Here is a 20,188-nt window from a genome sequence, read left to right as displayed (position 1 = left end):
TGCAGATGAGCAGTGTCAACACCGGCGCCCAGCACGGCGCGCCTCGTCCGTCCGGCCCGAAGGCCCGGATCCCCGACTGCCCGTTGGGGCGCACCGTGGAGGTCGTGGGCGCCTGGTGGACGTTGGAGATCCTGCACGAGATCTTCAACGGCCACACCCGGTTCGGGGCCATCCAGCACAACCTCGGAACGCCCACCGAGCTGCTGCTGGAGCGCCTCGGTGACCTTGGCGGCAGAGGTCTGGTCGAGCTGGCGGTCGAGGCCCCGGGGCCCGACGGCCGGGAGTACCGGCTGACGCCCCTGGGTCGGTCGCTTCGCCCGCTGCTGCTGGTCATCGCGTCGTGGGGCAACCATCGGCTCGCCCCGCGGGACCGCAGCGTCATCCTGGTCGACACCGAGACCGGCGTGGAGGTCGACCCGGTCGTGGTGGACCGGCGGACGGGCCGGCGAATCGACACCGAGACCGTGGTGTTCGCCCGGGGTCCGAAGGCCAGCGAGATGGTCACCGCGCGGTACCCGAGGATCATGCTTACCCCCTGAGTATGTGGTCAGGACGGGTGGCGGTGCCCCGCCGCGTGTGCGCCGTGAAACGGCGTGCTGACGCCGTCGTACCGCAGGCGCAGCATCATGCCCTGATCGGCGTGTGGCAGGTTGTGGCAGTGGTTCATCCAGATGCCCGGGTTGTTGGCCTGGAAGACGACCTCCCACACCTCGCCCGGGCGCACGTCGAACGTGTCCATCCAGAGCGGACTGCCCGAGGAGGGCTGACCGTCGCGGGACAGGATCAGCACCGGATGTCCGTGCAGGTGCCAGGGATGGGTCTCCAGACTGCGGTTGACCACTGTGAACCGGACGACGTCGCCCTCGGCGACGAGCTGGTCCGGAATCGACGGGTGGCCGCGCCCGTTGACCGTCTGCGCGAACGCGGGGCGTCCGTCGACCATGGCCAGCCCTCGGTCGAGCACGAGGGTGAAGTGCCGGTCCGCGGACGCGGTGCGCAGCGGTACGGGGGTCGAGGTCCCGTAGGTGAGCAGGTCGAGTTCCGGCCATCCGGCGGTGTCCTGCGTGGCCGCCTCGCCGTCGGGTGCGTCCGGACGGGGTCGCAACCACACCGCGACCACACCGTCGACGAACAGCGCCACGGCGGTCTCCGGCATGACGAACACCAGGTCGCGCCGCCCACCCGCGGCGACCCGTACCGCCGTCCGGCTGGTCTCGCCGGGGCCCTGAAGGTCACGCCCGTCCACCGCGACCACCCGGTACGCGGCACCCGCCAGCGCGAAGCGACGCGGGTCGGAGTCGGTGTTGACCAGGCGCAACCGGACCGTTGAGCCCGCCGCCGCGACATGCTCGACACCCGCGACCGCCGCGCCGCCGCTGAAGGTGTGCACCGGGACGACCACGTCCAGATCCGCGGGGTCGGGATCCGTGCGGGGAGCCACGACGAGCACCCCGTAGAGACCGCGGCGCACGCCGACATGGGAGGCGTGGTGGGTGTGATACCAGTACGTCCCGACCTGGTCGGCGCGGAACCGGTAGAGGAACGCGTCGCCCGGTGCCACCGCCGGCTGGCTGAGGCCCGGCACCCCGTCCTCCCCGCACGGCACGTCGTAGCCGTGCCAGTGCATTGTCACGCCCCCGTCGATGTCCTTATTGACGAGTCGCACCTCGACGAGGTCACCCTGGGTGGCGGTGAGCTGGGGACCGGGCGCCGCACCGTCGAAGGTCCAGGCGTCGACGTCCTGCCCGGACGGCAGCCGCACGGCAGCCTTGCGGGCGGTCACCCCGTACGCGCGTCGCACGCCGCCCGGCGCGGGGGTGTCCGGCCCGCGCAGGTCGGCCACCGACACGGTGGGGCGGCGGCTGGGACCGGGACCGCCGCCCACGGTGTGGCCGGGGGCGGCGGAGAGCACCGACAGGCTCGCGCCGGTGCCGGTCGCACCGATCGCGACCACGCCACCGGCGACGCCGAGGAAGCCACGGCGGGACAGGCTCGGCCCCGCGGTCGGGGCCTCCTCCCCCACGACGTCCACCTGCGGCGCCGGGAGCGACCGCGCGGTCAGCAGCACGGCCGCCACCACCACGCCTACCGCGATCAACGCCGTCGGCAGGGTCAGCGGATAGCCGACGAGGTAGGTGACCACGAAGCCGGCCAACGCGGCGTACCCGGCGGCGAACAGCGCGACGGTGCCGGCCCGCTCCCGGCCGGGCCGCCGGGGTGCTCCGGTGGCCCGCGCGCGCAGCGGCGGCCCGGCGATCACCACGGCGACCAGCGCGGCCGTCGCGAGCAGCGGCATGCCGAGCAGCGCCTTCTCCTGGACGAACCACCAGCCCCGCCCGGCCAACATCGCCACTGACCCGGCCTTGGCGAGGGTGAGTACCAGCCCCGCGACGAGCAGCACCAGGCCAGCCCTCGCGCGGCCCAGCGCCGCGGTCACCCCGGCGGCGAGCCACGCGGCGGCGCCGAGCAACGCCGAGGCATGGTCCAGGACGGTCAGTGCCGCAGTGGTCATGACCGGGTCGCGTGGCTGAGCTCGGTGCGCTGCCAGGCGATCTGGCGAGCCTCCCGCACCACCCAGATGGTGATCCCGAAGATGATCAGCCCGTTGACAGCGTGCACGCCGAAGATGTAGTGACCCGTCTCGGAGCCCTCGCCGAAGGACCTGGCAACCTCCCGGATCAGCGACTGGATGAGCACCAGTCCGGCGACCAGGGCCGTCCTGCCGATGACCCGGCCGGGCATTCGGGCGAGCGCGGAGACGACCGCGAGCAACGCGGAGAAGAAGAGGATCAGATACCCGAGGACGCGGTGGGGGGAGAACGCTTCCTCGATCGGCGCGGAGTCGAACGCCCCACTGGCAGCGAGATAGAACTGTGCGACCTCGGCGAGTAGCAACAGTGACGCCAGGCCCGCGAAGAGCTTCTTCATGCACAGATCATGGTGTTCGGTCCACCTGTCGCGCATGGGGCGAGACGTGGCACCGGGTACGCGGATCCGCGTACCCGGAGACGGGCCGGATACGTCGCAGGGCGTAGTCGGGCACGCATCGGAGAGTGTGCCCGATGTCGTACGATCGCGGCATGAATCTGCTGGCGATGCCGGAACGACTGCGTGCCTGGCTCGCCCGGCGGCCGGCCTGGTTCGCCGACGTCCTGCTGGCGCTCTTCGTCACCGTCGTCCAGGTGCAGAGCGTCAGCGACTACGGTGCCGTCCTTCCCGAGCCGGTCGCCCGACCCGCCTCGGACTTCGGCTACGCCGGCTACCTCCTGGTGCTGCTGAGCGGCCTGGTCATCGTCTTCCGTCGCCGGTGGCCGGTCGCCGTGTTCGCGGTCACCGGCGTGGCAAGCCTCGTCTACTTCGGTCTCGGGTTCCCCGACCGGCTGGCCTGCCTCGGGCTGTTCGTCGCCCTGTACACCCTCGCCGCCTACGGCGACGGACGCCGGTTCCTGCTGATCGCGGGTACGGGCACCGCGGTGCTGTCCGTCGGATGGTTGATCGCCGGGGCTGACATCCAGCCGAGGGAAGCAGTGGCCTGGGTGCTCCTGCGGATCGGCGCCTCGGTCATCAGCATCACGCTCGGTGAGTCCGTACGATCCCGCAGGGTCATCGCCGCCGACGCGCAGCGGCGGGCCGAGATGGCCGAGCGGGCCCGCGAGGAGGAGACCCGGGCTCGGGTCGACGCCGAACGGCTGCGGATCGCCCGCGAGGTCCACGACACCGTCGCGCACGCCATCGCCATCATCAACGTGCAGGCCAGCGTCACCGCGCACGTACTCGACAAGCGGCCCGCTCAGGCCCGCGACGCGTTGCGGGCCATCGAGCAGACCAGCTCACGGGCGCTGCACGAGATGCGTGCGGTGCTCGGGGTGCTGCGCGAGGACGACGGTCGTGAACCCCACCCGGGTCTCGACCAGATCCCGGCGCTCGCCAGCAAGGCCCGTGAGGCCGGCCTCGACGTGAGAATCGAGAAGAGTTCGGACGTGACGCCGTTGCCGAGCGCGGTGGACAGCGCGGCCTACCGCATCATCCAGGAGTCGATCACCAACGTGATCCGCCACGTCGGACCGACCCGGGTGACCGTGTCGATCGAGGCCGCCTCCGACACGCTGGGCATCCGCGTGACGGACGAGGGCACCAGCGACCCGGTGCTCGTCGCGGTGGGTGCCGGTCCGCCGTCGAGCGGCCGGGGCATCATCGGCATGCGGGAACGCTGCCAACTGCTCGGTGGTGAACTGCACGCCACACCCCGCACCGGCGGTGGCTTCGAGGTCGTCGCCCGCCTGCCGCTCGCGCCGGTTGCGCCACGCCCGTGACCGACATGTCCATCAAGGTGCTGCTCGCCGACGACGAGCGGCTGGTCCGTTCCGGATTCCGGCTACTGCTCGACCTGGAGGACGACATCACAGTCGTCGGTGAGGCCACAAACGGGGCCGAGGCCGTCGAGCTGGCTCGCGCCACCCGGCCCGATGTCGTCCTCATGGACATCCGGATGCCGCGCCTCGATGGCATCCGCGCGGCGGAGCAGATCGTCGAGATGCCCGGCATGGAACGGGTCCGCATCCTCATCCTCACCACCTACGACACCGACGAGAACGTCTTCGAGGCTCTCCAGGCGGGTGCCAGTGGCTTCCTGCTCAAGGATGCCGGCCCCGCCGAGCTGCTGCACGCCATCCGGGTCATCGCCGCCGGCGACGCGCTGCTCGCCCCTCGGGTCACCCGTCGGCTGATCAGTCAGTTCACGGCCCGGCGTAGGGCCGCGCAGGCCGGCGAGGACCGACTCGCGGTGCTCACCGACCGCGAGCGTGAGGTGCTCGTGCTGGTGGCGCAGGGGCTGAGCAACGACGAGATCGGCGCCGCGCTGTTCCTCAGCCCGGCCACCGCGCGCACGCATGTCAGCCGGACGATGGGCAAACTCGGCGCGCGCGACCGGGCGCAGCTCGTGGCGATCGCCTACCAGACCGGGCTGGGCCAGTACACCGAACAGCACTGACCCGGTCTCCACACCGGTCCGGAAAGGAACAGGCAAGAGTCCATTCCGGACCATGGTCTGCCTGCCACCATCGGGCCATGAGTAGGCCCGCCCCCGGCGGCCGGTCCCTGGACCTGGTCGACCCAGCCACCTTCGTCGACAACGACGTGCATGCGTTCTGGCGGGACGTGCGGGCGGAATGCCCGGTCTACTGGCACCCCGCCACGGAGAGCAACCCGGGGTTCTGGGTGGTGTCCCGGTACGCCGACGTCCAGGCTCTCTACCACGACCCGGCGCTCAGTTCCGAACGCGGCAACGTGCTGGACGTGGTGCTGCGCGGCAACGATTCCGCGGGCGGCAGCATGCTCGCGGTCACCGACGGGCCATCGCACCGGAAACTGCGCAACCTGATGTTCAGCGCCTTCACCCCACGGGCGCTCGGCGAGGTGGTGACCAACGTCCAGCTCCGCTCCACCGAACTGGTGTCGGCGGTCGTCGGCGCGGGCTCGTTCGACTTCGCCGCCGAGGTCGCCGACCAGATCCCGATGAACACCATCTGCGACCTGCTGTCGGTGCCGCTCGGCGACCGCAGGGACCTGCTCCGGTGGAACAAGATGGCCCTGTCGTCGGACCGGGCCGACAGCAGCGACCTCGACGCGCTCAGCGCCCGTAACGAGATCCTGCTCTACTTCGTCGACCTGGCCGAGGATCGGCGGCGCACGCCGGGTGACGATGTGATCAGCATGCTCGCCAGCGCCGAGGTGGACGGGGTCTCGCTGACCGTCGAGGAGATCGCGGTCAACTGCTACAGCCTGATCCTCGGCGGCGACGAGACATCCCGGATCTCGGCGATCTGCGCCGTCCTGGCCCTGATCGAGCACCCCGACCAGTGGGACGCCCTGCGGAGCGGTGCGGTCGACCTCGACTCGGCCGTGGAGGAGGTCCTCCGCTGGGCGACCCCGGGGATGCACGTGGCGCGTACCGCACGCAGCGACTTCGCGGTGCACGGGCAGCAGGTGCGCGCCGACGACATCGTCACGCTCTGGAACATCTCGGCGAACAACGACGAGTCGGTGTTCGACAAGCCGCGTCGGTTCACCCTGTCAAGGTCGCCCAACAAGCACCTGTCGTTCGGCCACGGCCCGCACTACTGCCTCGGTGCGTTCCTCGGCCGCGCGGAGTTGCGGGCGCTGCTCACCGCCTTGACCAGTCAGGTGGGCCGGATGGAGCTGTGCGGCAAGCCCCGCCCCATCTACTCGAACTTCGTCTCCGGCTACGACACCCTGCCCGTCCGTTTCGAAATGTCGAGGTGACCGTGAAAAGAGCCGTCTGTGTCATCGGCGCGGGCCCGTCGGGTCTGATCGCGATGAAAGAACTCCTGGACGAGGGCCACGCCGTGACCTGCTTCGACCACAACGCCGACCTGGGCGGCGTGTTCCGTGCGGGGGCGGGTACCGACGAGCCGGGCGCCTACGATTCGACGTTGCTGACCATCTCCAACTACATGATGGCGTTCTCCTGCTTCCCGCCGCCGGAGAAGCAGGAACGGCGGTTCTGGACGGCGATCGAGTACCGGCAGTACCTCCACGACTTCGCCGACGCCTTCGGTCTGCGTCAGCTCATCCGCCCTCGGACCGACGTGCTCAGCGTTGCCAGGAGCGACAGCGGCGAGGGGTACATGGTCGAGACGGCACCCGTCGACGACCCCACCGCCCGGGTCAGCCACCAGTTCGACGCGGTGGTGGTCTCCAGCGGCACCCACCGGGTCCCGAACAAGGTCAACCTGCCGGGGCAGGAGGATTTCGCGGGGGTGGTCACCCATTCGGCGTTCTACCGCAACGCCGAACCGTTCCGCGGCAAGCGGGTCCTCTGCCTGGGCATCGGCGAGACCGCTGCCGACGTCGTCAACGAGATCGCGCAGGTGGCGGCGAGCTGCACGCTGTCGGTGCGCCGGTGGCAGTCCGTCGTCGCACGGTTCCCGGGTGAACGGCCGCATCCGAACGACGCCTACACCTCCGAGATGCTGAACGCGTTGCCGCTGGCGGCCGCCACCGCTGTCCACCGCGTCGGTACGTTGCTGGGCAAGCGGTTCGGCAAGACCGCCGCGAGTCGGGCGATCGCCGAGTGGAACTCCCACAACAAGAGCTTCTTCAACCACTTCCTGACCAAGAACGAGGCTTTCATCCACCGCATCGTCGACGGCACGCTGACGGTCAACGCCTCCGGCATCGAGCGACTCGGCGCGGACCACGTCGTGTTCAAGGACGGCCGGCGGGAGACGATTGACACGATCGTCCTGAACACCGGGTACACCGAGGACTTCACCCTGCTGAAGGACGTGCACATCACCGATGTACGCCAGATGTACAAGCACATGATCCATCCGGAGCTGGGCACGGGCGTGGTCTTCATCGGATGGGCGCGGCCCGCCGCGGGTGGTGTACCGGCCTGCTCGGAGATGCAGGCCCGCTACTTCGCGCTGCTGTGCAGCGGCAAGCGGACACTGCCACCGCCGGACCGGCTCGACCAGTTGATCAAGCGGCAGGCGGCGTACGAGGACGAGTTCTTCACCGGCAACCCTGAGCTGCGTACGCTGGTGCACTACAACCGCTACATGATCGACTTCGCCAGGGTGATCGGGTGTTCACCGTGGCGTCCGGAGGTGTTCCGCAACCCGCGACTGGCCTACCACCTGTGGTGCGGTTCGCAGGTGCCGCTCGTCTTCCGCCTCAACGGGCCGCACAGCGACCGGGAGAACGCCGAGCGCCGGATCCTGGACCTACCTGTCGCGTTCAACGCCGCGGAGATCGTCCTGGCCACCGCGCTCACCGGCGTCACCCGTGCGCTGGGAGCGGTGGGCCTGGTGAAGCGGGACGGCGTCTACTGACGGTCGGGTGCCGCCTGCGACCCACAGCACGGGCAGCACCCGACACCCGCCTACCGTGACCGGGCCATGATGACCGCCAGTTCAGCCAGGCTCTCGGCCTCGAAGACCGAACGCATCGGTACGGTCACGCCCAGCTCCTTGCGCATCCGGCTGGCGAGCTTGGCGGCGAGCACCGAATGGCCGCCCAGCTCGAAGAAGTTGTCCTGCGGGGTCACCTCGGTGATCTCCAGCGTCTCAGCGACCAGACCGCACAGCAGCTCCTCGAGCGACGGTGCGGGACCCGAACCGTCGCCAGCGCGGTCACCGACGGGCGTGCCGGACTCCGACGGCGGGGCGCGATCCGGGACGACGCGCTGCTCGGGCGGAGCCGTCGCCGCCCGCTCGGCGAGCGCCTTGCGGTCGATCTTGCCGTTCAGCAGGGTGGGCATCCGGTCCAGCACGACCACAGCCGAGGGGACCATGTGTTCGGGCAGCGCGGCCCGCGCGTGCTCGCGTACCTCCGCCGCCGTGATGGCCTGGGGCCCGGATCCGGTCACGTAGGCGACGATGTGCTGGGTGGAGGCGTCGGCGCCGGCCAGCACCGCTACGGCCAGCTCCACCGCCGGGTGGCTCTCCAACCGGGTCTCGACCTCGCCGAGTTCGACCCGGAAGCCGCGGACCTTCACCTGGTCGTCGACCCGGCCGGTGAAATAGAGCTCCCCGTCGGCCGCGCATCGGCCCCGGTCGCCGGAGCGGTACATCCGGCTCCCGGGCGGACCGTAGGGGTTGGCGACGAACCGGGACGCGGTCAGGCCCGGTCGGTGCAGGTACCCACGGGCCACGCCGCTGCCGGACAGGTAGAGCTCCCCCTCACCGCCGTCACGCAGCTGGCGCAGCCGCTCGTCGAGCACGTACACCGCGCTTCCGTCCCACGGCGAGCCGATACTCACCGCCTCCTGCACGCCCTCGACAGGTCCGCCGATCGACGTGCCGACTGTCACCTCGGTCGGGCCGTAGCCGTTGAACAGCCGCCGGCCCTTCGACCACTGCGCCGCCAGGGCCCTGGTGCAGACGTCGCCGGTGGAGGTGAGCGTGCCGGCGGGCAGCAGCCCCGCGCTGTCGGTGATGCTCAGCGCCACCGGCGGTAGCGTGGCGTGGTCCACCCCGTGCCTGAGCATGGTGTCGCGCAGCGACTCCCCCGGCATCAGGTCCTCCTGCGGGGCCATCACGAGCGTCGCGCCGTGCATCAGGGCCATCGTGAAGTCCCAGAACCAGGCGTCGAAGCTGAACGACGCCCATTGCAGCACCCGTTCGCCGCGACGGATGCCGTAGACCCGGGCCTGGGTGGAGACCAGGTCTGCCACCCCGGCGTGGGTGAGGGCGACTCCCTTGGGAACGCCTGTGGAGCCGGAGGTGTAGATGACGTACATCAGGTTGTCGGCGGTGAGGGGCGCCAGCCGTTCGTCGGCGGTGACGTTGCCGTCGCGTTCGCCTGCGCACGCCGCCACGAACGCGGGATCGTCGAGCACCAGCTCCGGCACGCCGAGGCGCACCGTCGCGACGCTTTCGGTACGCAACGACAGCACGGCGCCCGAGTCGGTGACCATGTGCGTCAGCCGCTCGGCCGGATAGGTCGGATCGAGCGGCAGATACGCTCCCCCGGCCTTCAGCACGGCGAGGACCGCCGTGATCAACGTGTCCGAGCGTGGCACCGCCACCGCGACCAACGAGTCCGGTCCCACGCCGGCCATGATGAGCCGGCGGGCCAGCCGATTGGCCCGGGCGTTCAATTCCGCGTATCCGACGACGGTTTCACCGAAGACGACCGACGGAGCATCACCGGACGTCAACGCGCTCGCCTCAAAGAACTCCGAAACAGTGTCCACTCCGCCTCCGACGCAGCTTTCCTGCCAATGTGGCAACGACCTTATCCGTGGTCGCACGGCGTTCTGCCGTACGCTTTCCCGGGTCTTTCACTCAGCTCGCGGTCCGCCGAGCCGCACGGTCGGGCGTCGGGCGCACGTCGCGCGGTCCCGACGGAAGAGGGTTGGCGGCAGCCCGCCCGCTCACCGTGGTCGAGTTCTCCTCGACGCCGCCGCGACTGTCCGCCGGGTGTCCACCTGGGGCGTCGACGCCCGTGATCCGGGCTCGACGAAGAAGCCGCGCCCCCACACCGTACGGATCGCGAGGCCGACGACCTCCAGGCGGCGGCGCAGCCGCATGACGTGCAGGTCGAGTGCGTTGCTGGACGAGCTGGCTCCGGAGGTCTCCAGGATCTCCCGCAGCTCGGTGCGGTAGACCAGCTGGCCGTATCTGGCCAGCAGCGGCGCCAGCATCTCGCACTGCATCAGCGAGAGCGTGACGGACGCGTTGTTGAAGTACAGCATCCCGGCCGGGTCCAGCACCGGCTTCTCGTTGAGTACCGCCCGGGCCGCCAACTGGCGGATCCGGACCTGGAGGTCCTCCCGACCGATGGGTGGGCGCACCCAGTCCTCGTAGAGACTCAGTTGGTCCGGCGGTGCCGCGCCGTGTTCCACGATCAGCAGACAGAGGTGCTGCTGCTCGTGGCATTCCGCGCGGATGTCGCTCTCCGCAGGCCAACGAACGAACTTAACGCGGTTTTTGACATCGACCATCGCCTGCATCCCCCATAGCCACCATGTCTCGATGGGAATCAAGAAATGCCACCCTTGAGACACTCCTCACAGGTCTGTCTTCTTTCCGTTCAGGAGCCTGGCCGGTGCGTCGGCCACCGGCGCGTGGTCGCGTCCGGCGGGCCCGGAACGCGATGACGACGGTCCGACCTGCCCGTCGTGCCGTAGTGACCAGCGCACCAGCGGCCCGGTCGCCGCAGTGGTGACCACGGCGACGAGCACGAGGACGCTGTATCCCAACTGGTTGAGGAAGCCGGCCTGGTAGCCGATGCTGAGCACGACCAGCTCGGTCACCCCTCGGCAGTTCATCAACATCCCGAACCGCAGTGCTTCGCCGTTCGACATACCGGCGAGCCGGGCCACGCCGCCCGCCCCGATGATCTTGGTCACCACCGCCGCCACGAGCACCCCGGCGAACACCAGCCAGGTGACCGGCGTGGTGCCCAACAGCCCGATCGAGGTCGTCATGCCGACGCCGGCGAAGAACAGCGGCAACAGGATGAGCAGCGTGAAGCCCTCCAACTGCTGGCAGATGCGTTCCACCACCAGGGAGTCGCGCGGAACAGCGACGCCGAAGAGAAAGGCGCCGACCACAGGATGCAACTGGATGGACTGGGTGAGCACCGAGTAGCCGATCGCTCCGGCCACCAGCACCACCGTCAACGACTGGCCGGAGCCCAGCCGCCGGACCAGCGCCACCAGCAGCGGGCGTACGCACAGCGCCGTCACGAGAACCAGGGCGGCGCCGAGCAGCAGGACCCGCACTCCCCCGCCGCCCGCGCTCTGCCCGGCCAGCAGGAAGGCGAGCACCAGCCAGAGCAGCCCGTCGCCGATGGCGGCCGCCGAGATCGACAGCGCGCCGACGCTCGTGTGCCGCAACTTCAGGTCGTCGAGGATGCGCGCCAGCACGGGTAACGCGGTCACCGCCATGGCCAGTCCGACGAACATCATCGTGCCCGCCGGTGAGCCCTGCGAGCCGACGAACAGACCACCGGTGGCGGCCACGATGCCCATGCCCGCCAGCCACGGTAGGCCCATGCCGGCGATCACCACCGCCCCGACCACGCCCTTGCGCTCGATCCGGTCGGTACGCAGCTCACAGCCGAGCAGGAAGACGAAGACGACCAGACCCAGTTGCGCGACCTTGTCCAGCCCTTCCATCACCGCCGGGGGAACAGGAACCCGGTCGCGGACGGCCAGACCGCGCCGAGCAGCGACGAGCCGAGCACCAGGCCGCCGACCATCTCACCGACGACCGAGGGCTGGCGGAACCGGCGGGCCAGCGCCGCGAACGCCTGGCAGGCCACCAGGACCACCGCGACCGCGAGCAGGAACCGGGTGAGCGAGTCTCCGTCGTGTGACCCGGGCATCCTCCACAGCGGCACCGTGCTGACCAGCACGACGAGCCCGAGGGCCGCACCGAGCAGGGTCCGGGTCCGCGGCGACAGGGTGATCACGCCCGCGATCCGGTCGACGGGGCCGGGTCCGGGCTGGCGCCGGCACGCCCGGGTGCCGGCCCGGTGTCGCGCAGGCTCTTCGGTCGCATGTCGGTCCAGACCCGTTCGATATGGTCGATCACCTCCCGCCGGGGCGCCGGACCGTGCACCACCCGCCAACCGTCGGGGACGGTGATGCCCACCGGCCACAGTGAGTACTGCTCCTCGCCGTTGCGGAGGGCCAGGAACTCCGTGCTGTCGTCGTCGAACGGATTGGACACGCGGACAACCCCTAAGGATCTCGAATGGTTTCCGGACGGTGACGGGTCAGGGGTGCGGCAGGCCTCAGTCCTCGTGGCTGATGTGGTGGTGGCCGACGAGGGGGTGAGGTCCGGTCGTCAGGCCGGTGCGGGTGCCGGATTCTCGATGAACAGCTGTCGTGCCTTCGCCCGTTGCAGCTTTCCGCTGGTGGTCTTGGGGATGCTGCGTCTCGGGACGAGGTGCACCTGGGCCACGGGCACGCCGGTCTGTGCGCTGACCGCGGCCCGGATCGCCACCCGCAGCGGCTCATGCTGGTCGGTGGGCACGTACGACTCGACGATGAGGTGCAGTTCCTCGGAGTCGCCGTCCTCGGGTCGGTGACCGACGGCGACGACCGTACCGAGGCGGACGCCCGGCACCGATTCGGCGGCCTGCTCGATGTCCGACGGGAAGTAGTTGGCGCCCCGGATGATGATCAGGTCCTTGGAGCGCCCGGTGATGCGGATCTCGCCGTCTCGCAGGTAGCCGACGTCGCCGGTCTTCCACCAGTCCGGCTCGGCGATGGCCGCGGCGGTCTCCTGCGGCAGGCCGAAGTAGCCGACCGTGCGGGCCGGGCTGCGGAACTGGATGTCACCGATCTGGTTGTCGCCCAGCGGGTTGCCGTCGCCGTCGACGATGCGGATCTCGGTACCCGCCACGGGCACGCCGCAGGCCACGACCTGCATCCCGCTCGCCTCACCCGGGTCGACATCGATCACCTGACCGTGGGTGACGGCTGCCGTGCGGTCGATGGTGTCGACCCGGACCGGGCCGTTGCCCGGCGACATGGTGATGGTCAGGGTGGCCTCGGCCATGCCGTAGCAGGGCATGAACACGTCCTGCCGCAGCCCCCACTGCTGGAACCGATCGACGAAACGCTGAACGGTGCCGGGATGGATGGGCTCCGCTCCGCAGAACGCCATCCGCCAGGACGACAGGTCGACACCGTCGAGGTCGCTGTCACGGACCCGGTCGGCGGTGTAGCCGTAGGCGAAGTTGGGGGCAGCCGCGAGGGTTCCCCCCATCGCGGTGATGTTGCGCAGCCACTCGACCGGCGAGCGCAGAAACTGCGTCGGCGGCATGAGCACGCTGCCGCTTCCGGTGTAGACCGGAACCATGAGCCCCGAGATGAGCCCCATGTCGTGGTAGAGCGGAAGCCAGCTCACCGACGTGTCCTCGGCCGACCATCCGGTCGCCGCGACGCTCTGCGTCAGGTTGGCGGCCAGGTTCGCGTGCGAGATCATGACGCCCTTGGGCCTGCCGGTCGAGCCGGACGTGCACTGGATGAACGCCAGATCGTCCTCGGCGGGAAGCCGGAACTGCGCCAGTGACGCCTCGGCGGACGCCGCACGCTCCAGCAACACGTCCCCGTCGATGAATACCGTGTCCGCCACGGCCTCCGACGCCTGAACCACCGCGGCCCTCGCCACCACCGCCGCCGGCCGCAGGTAGGCCACCAGTTCCTTCACCTGACCGTCGAACCCGGACGCACGACCGAAGCTCGTCGGCACCGCGATCGCCGTCGGGGCAGCACCCAGCAGCTGGCAGCCGAAGAACGCCGTCACGAACGTCCAACTCGTCGGCAGACAGAACAACACCCGATCGCCGCGGCGCACCCCGTACTCGGCGAGAACCGCCGCACAACGCAGCGCGTCGTCGAACACGGCGTCGTACCGGCGCGGCTCCGCCCGCCCCGGCTCGGGCACCACAGTCATCGTCGCACCGTCCGGCCCGCGCTCCGCCTGTGCCACAAGCGCGTGCACCACCGTCGGATAACCCGGAACAACAGCACTCATCAACCCCGCTCCTCACACCCTAGGACGGCCCCATTCACCACCCGTGGCGAGCCCGGAGGTCGGTGCTCAGGGAGCACCTGTCCGGCCTGCGACCCGCACGGTCAACCCGCGTCACCCGCGGGCGGACCATCGCGGTCCGCCGCGTTCCCCCTCGCCCGCGATCTGCCGTCGCGGCAGACCACCGACACCCGCCGCACACCGCAGTTCCTCACCGCCGTACCGCCAGGGCGAACGAGCAGCCGCCCTCGGAGTGCGCCCACACCGGCACCGACCAGCCGTCGAACGAGGCGACCAGCCCCGCGTCGGAGCGGGCCAACTCGATCCGCCAGAACAGCAGGCCGTCCCCGACAGCCGTCCCGTCCAGCGCCTTGAATGCCGCTTCCTTGGCCGAGAACAGCTCGACCGGGCTGTAGTTGCCGGCGGGCGCCAGCAAGGTGCGCCGCTCCGACTCGTACAGAACAAAATCGACAACGCGCCGGGTGAGGACCGCGTCCTCGATGTCGACGCCCACCCCGGCGGCACCGGGGACCACCACCGCGACCGCCAGGCGGTCGGTGTGGGCGATGGACCCGGGGTACCCGCGCGGAAACTCCGGCCGGCCGCCGGCGACCCGGGGCACGGTCCGGACAACCGATCCCGCCGCCGCCAGCGCCGCGGCAGCGGCCTGACGACCCGCCGCGAACTGCTCGCGCGGCCCGTACGGCGGCGGCACCGGACGCCATTCGAGGTACGTGCCGGGTGTGCCGGTGACGAGGGTCGCGGGTACGGCGGTCACTGAGTCACCTCACACGCGTAGCGCCACGACGTGGTCGGCCAACGAGCTGATCGAACGCAGCACCTCCGGTTGGATGTCGTCGTCCCACTCGAAGCCGAACGCGTCCTCCATCGCGACCAGCAGGCTGACCAGAGCGGCCGAGGACAACCCCTGCTGCCGTAGCGAAACGGTCTCCGACACGGTCCGGACGAAACTGTCCGGACCGTGCATCTCGATCAGCAGCTCCCGGATGCGCTGCCGGGTCTCCGTCACCTGGTCAGTCATTGGTCTCGACCTCGCCGGCGAACGTCGCCACCAACGCCGGGAAACCCGTCGCGCCGTCCAGGAACGGCAGCCGACCCGCCCCCGCAAAATTGTCGAGCGTCACGATGACCTCACCACATCCCCCTTATTCACCCCGGCGCCCTGAACGCGCATTCGGGTGACTGTAAAACGTCCGCCGACATCCGGTCCGAAGTAGGACCGAGCAGATCGACCGGCGAAGTGGCCAGCGGGAACCGTCTTTCATGACGCCGCCCACTAATCCGACCACGCCGATCCGATCTCGTGGCACCACGCGGACTTCCACCCTTATTTCCAAAGCGGCGGAACACTACCGTACGCTATCATCTGATCGACGTACTGCAATCCGTTAATTCTGCATGCCTGGTTGTGCGCTTCGCACGCATCACATATAGAGAGTTCGTCCGGAATTTCAGGAGCGTTCTCCGACGACGCCTTCGTCATCTGCTTGGGACATACCCATAAGACCCGTGGACCGCCGGGTATAAGTCCTATTCCCGACGGTCCACAGATAACACTTCCCCGCCGCCAGCTGGCACTCGGTGAGCCGCCGCCGCGACGCGTGTGCGCCTACCGCGCGTCGCGCCACATGAAACAGGTGTTGATACCGAGAATCGCCGCCTGGGAGACCACCTGGAAACCGAACCTCTCGTAGAGCACGACGTTGCGGTCCACGTCCGCCTGGAGGAACGCCGGCACCTTCTGCCGGTCGACGTCGGCGAGGAAGGCGGTGAGCATTGCCGATCCGATGCCGTACCCCTGATGTTCGGGGTGGACCGCGATCGGCCCGAGGTGCCAGTGAGGTCTGCGCGGCTCGTGCTTGGCTCGCCCGCCCACCACCTTCAGGGCCCGTGGCAGTCCCAGGCCAATCGTCCGGACCTGCGAAGGTATCGACTTGATCTTCTCGCCGACAGTCATCTGGCAGTGCGGCCACTGGGCGGCCTTGAGGACGCCGGCGAGTTCGCCCTTCCGCTCGGCGACCAGCACGTGGCTGGCACTGTTGCCGAGCTTGAGGGTGAGGGCCGCGTGTTCCATGATCCGGGCAGCCTTGTCCCGGTTGCCGCCGGCGATGGCCAGGTTGCTCGGATTGAGGGCGAACGCGAGCCCGACTATCCGGCTTGCCTCGGCCATCTCAGCCGGGGTGATTCGGCGTACCGTCACATCGCTCATATGTCAACCTCCGGGTAGGTGGGGTGAGTGTCAACCCGCCACCCACGGCATCGTCGAGACGTGGGCCGCGGTGATGCGGGTGGGGTGGAAGCCGTGTCGACCGGCCAGTTCGAGAGCGGACACCACGCCGGCGACCGACAGCCCGCCGTAGGACGGACTCGCCGTGCCCGGTTCGAGCCCCAGCAGGATGGTCTCGGCCAGGCACGAGTAGACGATGCCCGGCGGCAGCGTGATGCCCGGGAAGTGCGGTGTCTGCCCGCCAGGGAGCCGGACCCGGCCACCGGACACGAGGGTGACGTTCGGCAGGTCCGCCACCGCCGGGTGCGCGTCGCCCGGCACCGCGAGATCGCAGACGAGGACGTCGCGGTCGGCGGCCAGGTGGGTGGGCAGGATGACCGGGTCGGCCGCGTTCGTGGCGCTGACCACGATCGGGCAGTCACGCAGCGCGTCGAGGTCCTCGGCGACCGAGACGTCGACCAGGTGGGCCACCCGCTTGGCGACCGCGGCCAGCCTGCGGCCGGAGCCGGGCCGGCCGACGAGGACGAGCGACTCGCAGTGCGGGGCGACAAGATCGGCCATCACCGCTCCGATGTTGCCGATGCCGCCGACCAGACCGACCCGGCGGGCACCGGAACCGCTGCTGCTCAGGTGGCGCTGGAGCAGGTCGTAGGCGCAGGCGGCGGTGAGCGAGTTGCCGGAGGTGACGCGTACCTCGTGCTCGATGACGTCCCGCCCGGCGCCGGTGACGATCGAGGTGTAGCCACCCAGACCGACGACGTCGCCGCCGAGGGAGACGCCCAGCTCCACCGCGTCCAGCACCGTCCGGGCCAACCAGGGCCGGTGCCCCGCGCGCAACGCGTCGACCGCCTGGGCGGCGGTGAACGGCACCGCCACCACGCTGACGTCGACCATCCGTCCGGTCTCCGATGCCACGCGGTGCCGCACGACCTCGAAGGGGTTCAGTTCGCCACGCATCCGGTCCAGGGCCGCCGTGCACCGGGCGTCGGACCACTCCGCGAGTTCCGGGGCGAGGGACCGCACCGTGGACGCGTTGTCGAGGTTGGCGAGGAACACCACGTGCGGGACGTCCCTGTCGCGGTGGGCCCGCTGCTGGCGGGGTGGCGACGGCACATGCTGACGTGGCCGCCACGCTCCGGTGGGCGGCACGGCCAGATGCGCCAGCAATGTCGCGTAGTCGCCCTTGGCGAGCAGACCGGCCACGTCGTCGAACGCCACGACGGCCCGCTCGATGTCCTCGGGTTCGAGCAGGGCGGACGGCTGCACCCGTACGGTCGTGGGCGCGGACAGGGTGGGCATGACCCGGACCCGGTGCGCGTGCAGCAACCGACCCGCGATCAGGAACCCGAGCGACTCAGCGTCGAACACCGCACGCAGCAGGGCCGACTCCGGCTGCGGCAGGCGGAACTCCACACCGATCAGCAGCCCTCGGCCACGAACCTCCACGACCGCCTCCGGCCACCGCGCCGCCACCTTGGCGAGTTGGTCACGCAGCTCAGCACCGATCGTGCTGATCCGGTCGCGCTGACTCTGGTAGAGGTCCAGGGCGGCCACCGCGATCAACGCGGAGAAGTCGTCCTCGGCGAAGGTGGACGTGTGGTGACGGCCGAAGTCAGCGACGTACCGGTCGGCCGCGACCATCATCGCCGAGATCTTGGCCAACCCCCCACCCAGCGATTTCGACAACAGATAGTAGTCGGCGACCACGCCGGACGGCTCCGACGCCAGGAACGTACCGGTACGGCCCATGCCGCACTGGATCTCGTCGAAGACCAGCACCGCGTCGTGCCTGTCGGCCAGTTTCCGCAGGGCGGCCAGGGTCTCGGTCGGCACCTCGCGTACCCCGGCCTCGCCTTGGACGGGCTCGGCGAAGCAGGCCGCGACCGGGGACAGGTTACGGGCCGTCGAATGCGGCACCCCGTCCGCGTCCACATCGACGGTGCAGACCTCGACGAGCCGGTCGTCGAGCGCCGCCAGCACCGCCTCGGGCGTCCAGTCGGCCAACCGCACCCGCCTGGGGCCCGGCACGTGCAGGTCCTCGGGCACGTTGTTGCCGTGCGTCAGGGTGCCCGCAGCTGTCGTCTTCCCGTGGAAGGCGTCCCGCAACGAGACCAGGACCGGCTCGGCCCGCAGCACGTCGACGACCTTCGCGACGGCCTCGGTGACCACCTCGCCGCAGGGACGCCCGGCAGCGGGCCCGCTGCCGCACGGTATGTCGGCGAGGCCGTCGCGACGCAGCCGGCGCAGGGACCGGTCCAGTTCCTCGCGCAGCGCGCCGAGCCGCCTGCGCCGCTCGACCACGGCGTGCTTCACCGCGGCCTCCACCGCATCCGCACCGGTGGACCCCAGCGTCACCACGTAGTCCACGCCTGTGGTGGCCTTCACCAGCGCCGACAGCTTCGCGGCCAGCGCCGCCGCCCCCGGGCGGATGCTCGCCTGTGCGTTGAAGGGAAGTTGCTCGTCGAGGCACCGCCGGGCCGCCGCCACCAACGCCGGATGGTTGTGCCCGAACAGGGACGAGCCGGCACCGCCGACCAGGTCGAGCACCTGGTCGGCGGTGCCGGTGCCCGACGCCGGCTCCAGCGTGAGGTGGTCGCCGTGCCCACGGCGGTAGGTCACGTCCAGGTTGAGTGCCTGGAAGAGACGGCCCAGCTCGGGGCGGGCGAAGCGACCGAAATCGACCTCGGCGCTCACGGCTGGCCGATCCCGCTCCCGACCCGCACGGTCATCGACGCGGTCACCTGGTTCACGACGTCACGCAACGTCCGCATCGACGCCGCCTGGCTGTCGGACATCTGCACCTCGAAGAGGGACTCCATCTCCACGATCAGATCGATCGACCGCACCGAGTCCAGGCCGTAGTCCGCCAACGGCGTGTCCGGATCCAGCTCCGGCACCTGCAACCGGCGACGGAACAACTCGTCAACCACATCGAGAACTTCGCGATCCATTGCGCTCCCCCTCCTCACGCAACGCGCCGTCCCACCCGGCGCCTTGGCAGCCGACTCCTCGGTCGCACGCAACTCGACCGGGTTGTCCTGACCGACACCTGGTCAGGCACTCGCTTCGACCTCGTCGATGAACTTCGCCACCAACGCCTGGAAACCCGCCGCGTCGTCCAGGAACGGCAGGTGCCCCGCCCGGGCATGATCTCGTAGCGCCCGTTGGGGAACTTCTCCGCCAGTTCCCTGGCGCCCGACGGGCTCAGCAACACGTCGTCGTCCCCGATGACCACGAACGTCGGCGCCTGGATCCGAGCCAACAGCTCCGCGCTCGTCTCTCCGGTCAACGCCAGCTTCAGCCCGTTGACCAGATCCTCCTTCGTCGACAGAGCCAGGAAGCTCTCCCGCAGCCCGAGGAAACCAGGAGTGCCCAACTCCTCGATCATCTCCGCGCCGAACACCTCCGGGTACAGGTGTGCGTACAGCGCCGCCATCCCGTGGTTCTCCAGGGTCAGCAACCACGCCCGTTGCACCAGACGATGACGCCGCATGCCCCGGGGGCCGAGCGCCGGACCCGCCAGCACGATCCCCTTGACCCGGTCGGGGTGCTTCAACGCCACATCCCGCGCCAACACCGTGGAAATCGACGTGGACAACAGGTACGCCTGGTCGATCTCGAGCGAATCCAACAGCCCGACGACGTCCTCAACGTGCTCGTCCCACGTCGGATACTTCTCCGGGTGCGACGACCGGCCATGACCGCACAGGTCGTAGCTCACCACGCGGTGGCCCACCGACAGCTCGTCGGTGAACACCCGCCACGTCGGCGTCGTCATGAAGAAGTTGTTGAGCGTCAAGACCACCGGCCCCGCACCGGTCGACTCGTAGTACAGCTCAACACCCTCCCGCCCACGGGCCGGAACCGTATCCTCGCGGTACGCCACCTCAAGACGCTCGAGAACCTCACCAGCAGACATCAC

General features: G+C 69.9%; 19 protein-coding genes. 5 read left to right on the top strand and 14 right to left on the bottom strand.

Annotated elements, in window-relative coordinates:
- Positions 1 to 5: 5 nt before the first annotated feature.
- Complete coding sequence (locus CLT74_RS05120) at positions 6 to 539, top strand: winged helix-turn-helix transcriptional regulator (protein ID WP_099845510.1); 534 nt, start codon at positions 6 to 8, stop codon at positions 537 to 539.
- Between the two features lie 8 nt (positions 540 to 547).
- On the opposite strand, the gene CLT74_RS05115 is transcribed toward CLT74_RS05120, so the two are convergent.
- On the bottom strand, positions 548 to 2,512 hold the full coding sequence (locus CLT74_RS05115) for a multicopper oxidase family protein (RefSeq protein ID WP_099845509.1): 1,965 nt from the start codon (positions 2,510 to 2,512) through the stop codon (positions 548 to 550).
- A complete protein-coding gene (locus CLT74_RS05110) occupies positions 2,509 to 2,928 on the bottom strand; it encodes a DUF6220 domain-containing protein (RefSeq protein WP_099845508.1) in 420 nt (139 codons plus the stop codon). Before CLT74_RS05110 ends, CLT74_RS05115 begins: the two co-directional genes overlap by 4 nt.
- 152 nt (positions 2,929 to 3,080) lie before the next feature.
- Here CLT74_RS05110 and CLT74_RS05105 point away from each other — a divergent pair, with 152 nt between their 5' ends.
- From CLT74_RS05105 to CLT74_RS05090, 4 genes are all read left to right on the top strand, one after another.
- A complete protein-coding gene (locus tag CLT74_RS05105) occupies positions 3,081 to 4,313 on the top strand; it encodes a sensor histidine kinase (protein WP_486582002.1) in 1,233 nt (410 codons plus the stop codon).
- A 5-nt stretch (positions 4,314 to 4,318) separates the two neighbouring features.
- Positions 4,319 to 4,990 (top strand): response regulator transcription factor, encoded by a 672-nt coding sequence (locus CLT74_RS05100; RefSeq protein ID WP_099845507.1) that lies wholly within the window; start codon positions 4,319 to 4,321, stop codon positions 4,988 to 4,990.
- 77 nt (positions 4,991 to 5,067) lie between these two features.
- Positions 5,068 to 6,282 carry a cytochrome P450 gene (locus CLT74_RS05095; RefSeq protein WP_099845506.1) on the top strand — a complete coding sequence of 405 codons (1,215 nt, stop codon included), beginning with the start codon at positions 5,068 to 5,070 and terminating at the stop codon, positions 6,280 to 6,282.
- Positions 6,201 to 7,856, top strand: a complete 1,656-nt coding sequence (locus CLT74_RS05090; protein WP_486582001.1) for a flavin-containing monooxygenase — start codon at positions 6,201 to 6,203, stop codon at positions 7,854 to 7,856. Before CLT74_RS05095 ends, CLT74_RS05090 begins: the two co-directional genes overlap by 82 nt.
- A gap of 50 nt (positions 7,857 to 7,906) precedes the next feature.
- Here the strand turns inward: CLT74_RS05090 and CLT74_RS05085 are convergent, their stop codons facing one another.
- From CLT74_RS05085 to CLT74_RS05030, 12 genes are all read right to left on the bottom strand, one after another.
- Positions 7,907 to 9,721 (bottom strand): non-ribosomal peptide synthetase, encoded by a 1,815-nt coding sequence (locus CLT74_RS05085; RefSeq protein ID WP_099845504.1) that lies wholly within the window; start codon positions 9,719 to 9,721, stop codon positions 7,907 to 7,909.
- A gap of 180 nt (positions 9,722 to 9,901) precedes the next feature.
- On the bottom strand, positions 9,902 to 10,471 hold the full coding sequence (locus CLT74_RS05080) for a helix-turn-helix domain-containing protein (RefSeq protein WP_158240212.1): 570 nt from the start codon (positions 10,469 to 10,471) through the stop codon (positions 9,902 to 9,904).
- Positions 10,472 to 10,537: 66 nt separating this feature from the next.
- Positions 10,538 to 11,650 carry a cation:proton antiporter domain-containing protein gene (locus CLT74_RS05075; RefSeq protein ID WP_099845502.1) on the bottom strand — a complete coding sequence of 371 codons (1,113 nt, stop codon included), beginning with the start codon at positions 11,648 to 11,650 and terminating at the stop codon, positions 10,538 to 10,540.
- Positions 11,650 to 11,946: a hypothetical protein gene (locus tag CLT74_RS05070; protein WP_099845501.1), complete on the bottom strand. Its 297-nt coding sequence runs from the start codon at positions 11,944 to 11,946 to the stop codon at positions 11,650 to 11,652. Before CLT74_RS05070 ends, CLT74_RS05075 begins: the two co-directional genes overlap by 1 nt.
- The gene (locus tag CLT74_RS05065) at positions 11,943 to 12,206 is read right to left on the bottom strand and encodes an MbtH family NRPS accessory protein (protein WP_099845500.1); all 264 of its coding nucleotides are present in this window, start codon (positions 12,204 to 12,206) and stop codon (positions 11,943 to 11,945) included. The genes CLT74_RS05070 and CLT74_RS05065 overlap by 4 nt, the downstream gene beginning before the upstream one ends.
- 117 nt (positions 12,207 to 12,323) lie before the next feature.
- Positions 12,324 to 14,021 (bottom strand): fatty acyl-AMP ligase, encoded by a 1,698-nt coding sequence (locus CLT74_RS05060; protein ID WP_099845499.1) that lies wholly within the window; start codon positions 14,019 to 14,021, stop codon positions 12,324 to 12,326.
- Between the two features lie 208 nt (positions 14,022 to 14,229).
- Complete coding sequence (locus CLT74_RS05055; RefSeq protein WP_099845498.1) at positions 14,230 to 14,796, bottom strand: 4'-phosphopantetheinyl transferase superfamily protein; 567 nt, start codon at positions 14,794 to 14,796, stop codon at positions 14,230 to 14,232.
- A gap of 9 nt (positions 14,797 to 14,805) precedes the next feature.
- Entirely contained in the window at positions 14,806 to 15,060 is a 255-nt protein-coding gene (locus CLT74_RS05050; RefSeq protein WP_099845497.1) for a phosphopantetheine-binding protein, read from the bottom strand.
- Between the two features lie 588 nt (positions 15,061 to 15,648).
- On the bottom strand, positions 15,649 to 16,248 hold the full coding sequence (locus CLT74_RS05045) for a GNAT family N-acetyltransferase (protein WP_099845496.1): 600 nt from the start codon (positions 16,246 to 16,248) through the stop codon (positions 15,649 to 15,651).
- Between the two features lie 30 nt (positions 16,249 to 16,278).
- Positions 16,279 to 18,960 carry an aminotransferase class III-fold pyridoxal phosphate-dependent enzyme gene (locus CLT74_RS05040; protein WP_099845495.1) on the bottom strand — a complete coding sequence of 894 codons (2,682 nt, stop codon included), beginning with the start codon at positions 18,958 to 18,960 and terminating at the stop codon, positions 16,279 to 16,281.
- Positions 18,957 to 19,217, bottom strand: a complete 261-nt coding sequence (locus CLT74_RS05035; protein WP_099845494.1) for an acyl carrier protein — start codon at positions 19,215 to 19,217, stop codon at positions 18,957 to 18,959. Before CLT74_RS05035 ends, CLT74_RS05040 begins: the two co-directional genes overlap by 4 nt.
- 14 nt (positions 19,218 to 19,231) lie before the next feature.
- The gene (locus CLT74_RS05030) at positions 19,232 to 20,185 is read right to left on the bottom strand and encodes an alpha/beta fold hydrolase (RefSeq protein ID WP_158240211.1); all 954 of its coding nucleotides are present in this window, start codon (positions 20,183 to 20,185) and stop codon (positions 19,232 to 19,234) included.
- Positions 20,186 to 20,188 lie beyond the last annotated feature (3 nt).

The sequence above is a fragment of the Verrucosispora sp. CNZ293 genome, assembly GCF_002754655.1.
The sequence above is the reverse complement of the archived record's forward strand: the minus strand, read 5'-3'. Positions and strand labels throughout refer to the sequence as shown.

Excerpts from the sequence above, each read along its gene's own strand:
- CLT74_RS05120 (WP_099845510.1), top strand. The coding sequence starts at position 6 with ATGAGCAGTGTCAACACCGGCGCCCAGCACGGCGCGCCTCGTCCGTCC.
- CLT74_RS05115 (WP_099845509.1), bottom strand. The coding sequence starts at position 2,512 with ATGACCACTGCGGCACTGACCGTCCTGGACCATGCCTCGGCGTTGCTC.
- CLT74_RS05110 (WP_099845508.1), bottom strand. The coding sequence starts at position 2,928 with ATGAAGAAGCTCTTCGCGGGCCTGGCGTCACTGTTGCTACTCGCCGAG.
- CLT74_RS05105 (WP_486582002.1), top strand. The coding sequence starts at position 3,081 with ATGAATCTGCTGGCGATGCCGGAACGACTGCGTGCCTGGCTCGCCCGG.
- CLT74_RS05100 (WP_099845507.1), top strand. The coding sequence starts at position 4,319 with ATGTCCATCAAGGTGCTGCTCGCCGACGACGAGCGGCTGGTCCGTTCC.
- CLT74_RS05095 (WP_099845506.1), top strand. The coding sequence starts at position 5,068 with ATGAGTAGGCCCGCCCCCGGCGGCCGGTCCCTGGACCTGGTCGACCCA.
- CLT74_RS05080 (WP_158240212.1), bottom strand. The coding sequence starts at position 10,471 with ATGGTCGATGTCAAAAACCGCGTTAAGTTCGTTCGTTGGCCTGCGGAG.
- CLT74_RS05075 (WP_099845502.1), bottom strand. The coding sequence starts at position 11,650 with ATGGAAGGGCTGGACAAGGTCGCGCAACTGGGTCTGGTCGTCTTCGTC.
- CLT74_RS05060 (WP_099845499.1), bottom strand. The coding sequence starts at position 14,021 with ATGAGTGCTGTTGTTCCGGGTTATCCGACGGTGGTGCACGCGCTTGTG.
- CLT74_RS05050 (WP_099845497.1), bottom strand. The coding sequence starts at position 15,060 with ATGACTGACCAGGTGACGGAGACCCGGCAGCGCATCCGGGAGCTGCTG.
- CLT74_RS05045 (WP_099845496.1), bottom strand. The coding sequence starts at position 16,248 with ATGAGCGATGTGACGGTACGCCGAATCACCCCGGCTGAGATGGCCGAG.
- CLT74_RS05035 (WP_099845494.1), bottom strand. The coding sequence starts at position 19,217 with ATGGATCGCGAAGTTCTCGATGTGGTTGACGAGTTGTTCCGTCGCCGG.
- CLT74_RS05030 (WP_158240211.1), bottom strand. The coding sequence starts at position 20,185 with ATGTCTGCTGGTGAGGTTCTCGAGCGTCTTGAGGTGGCGTACCGCGAG.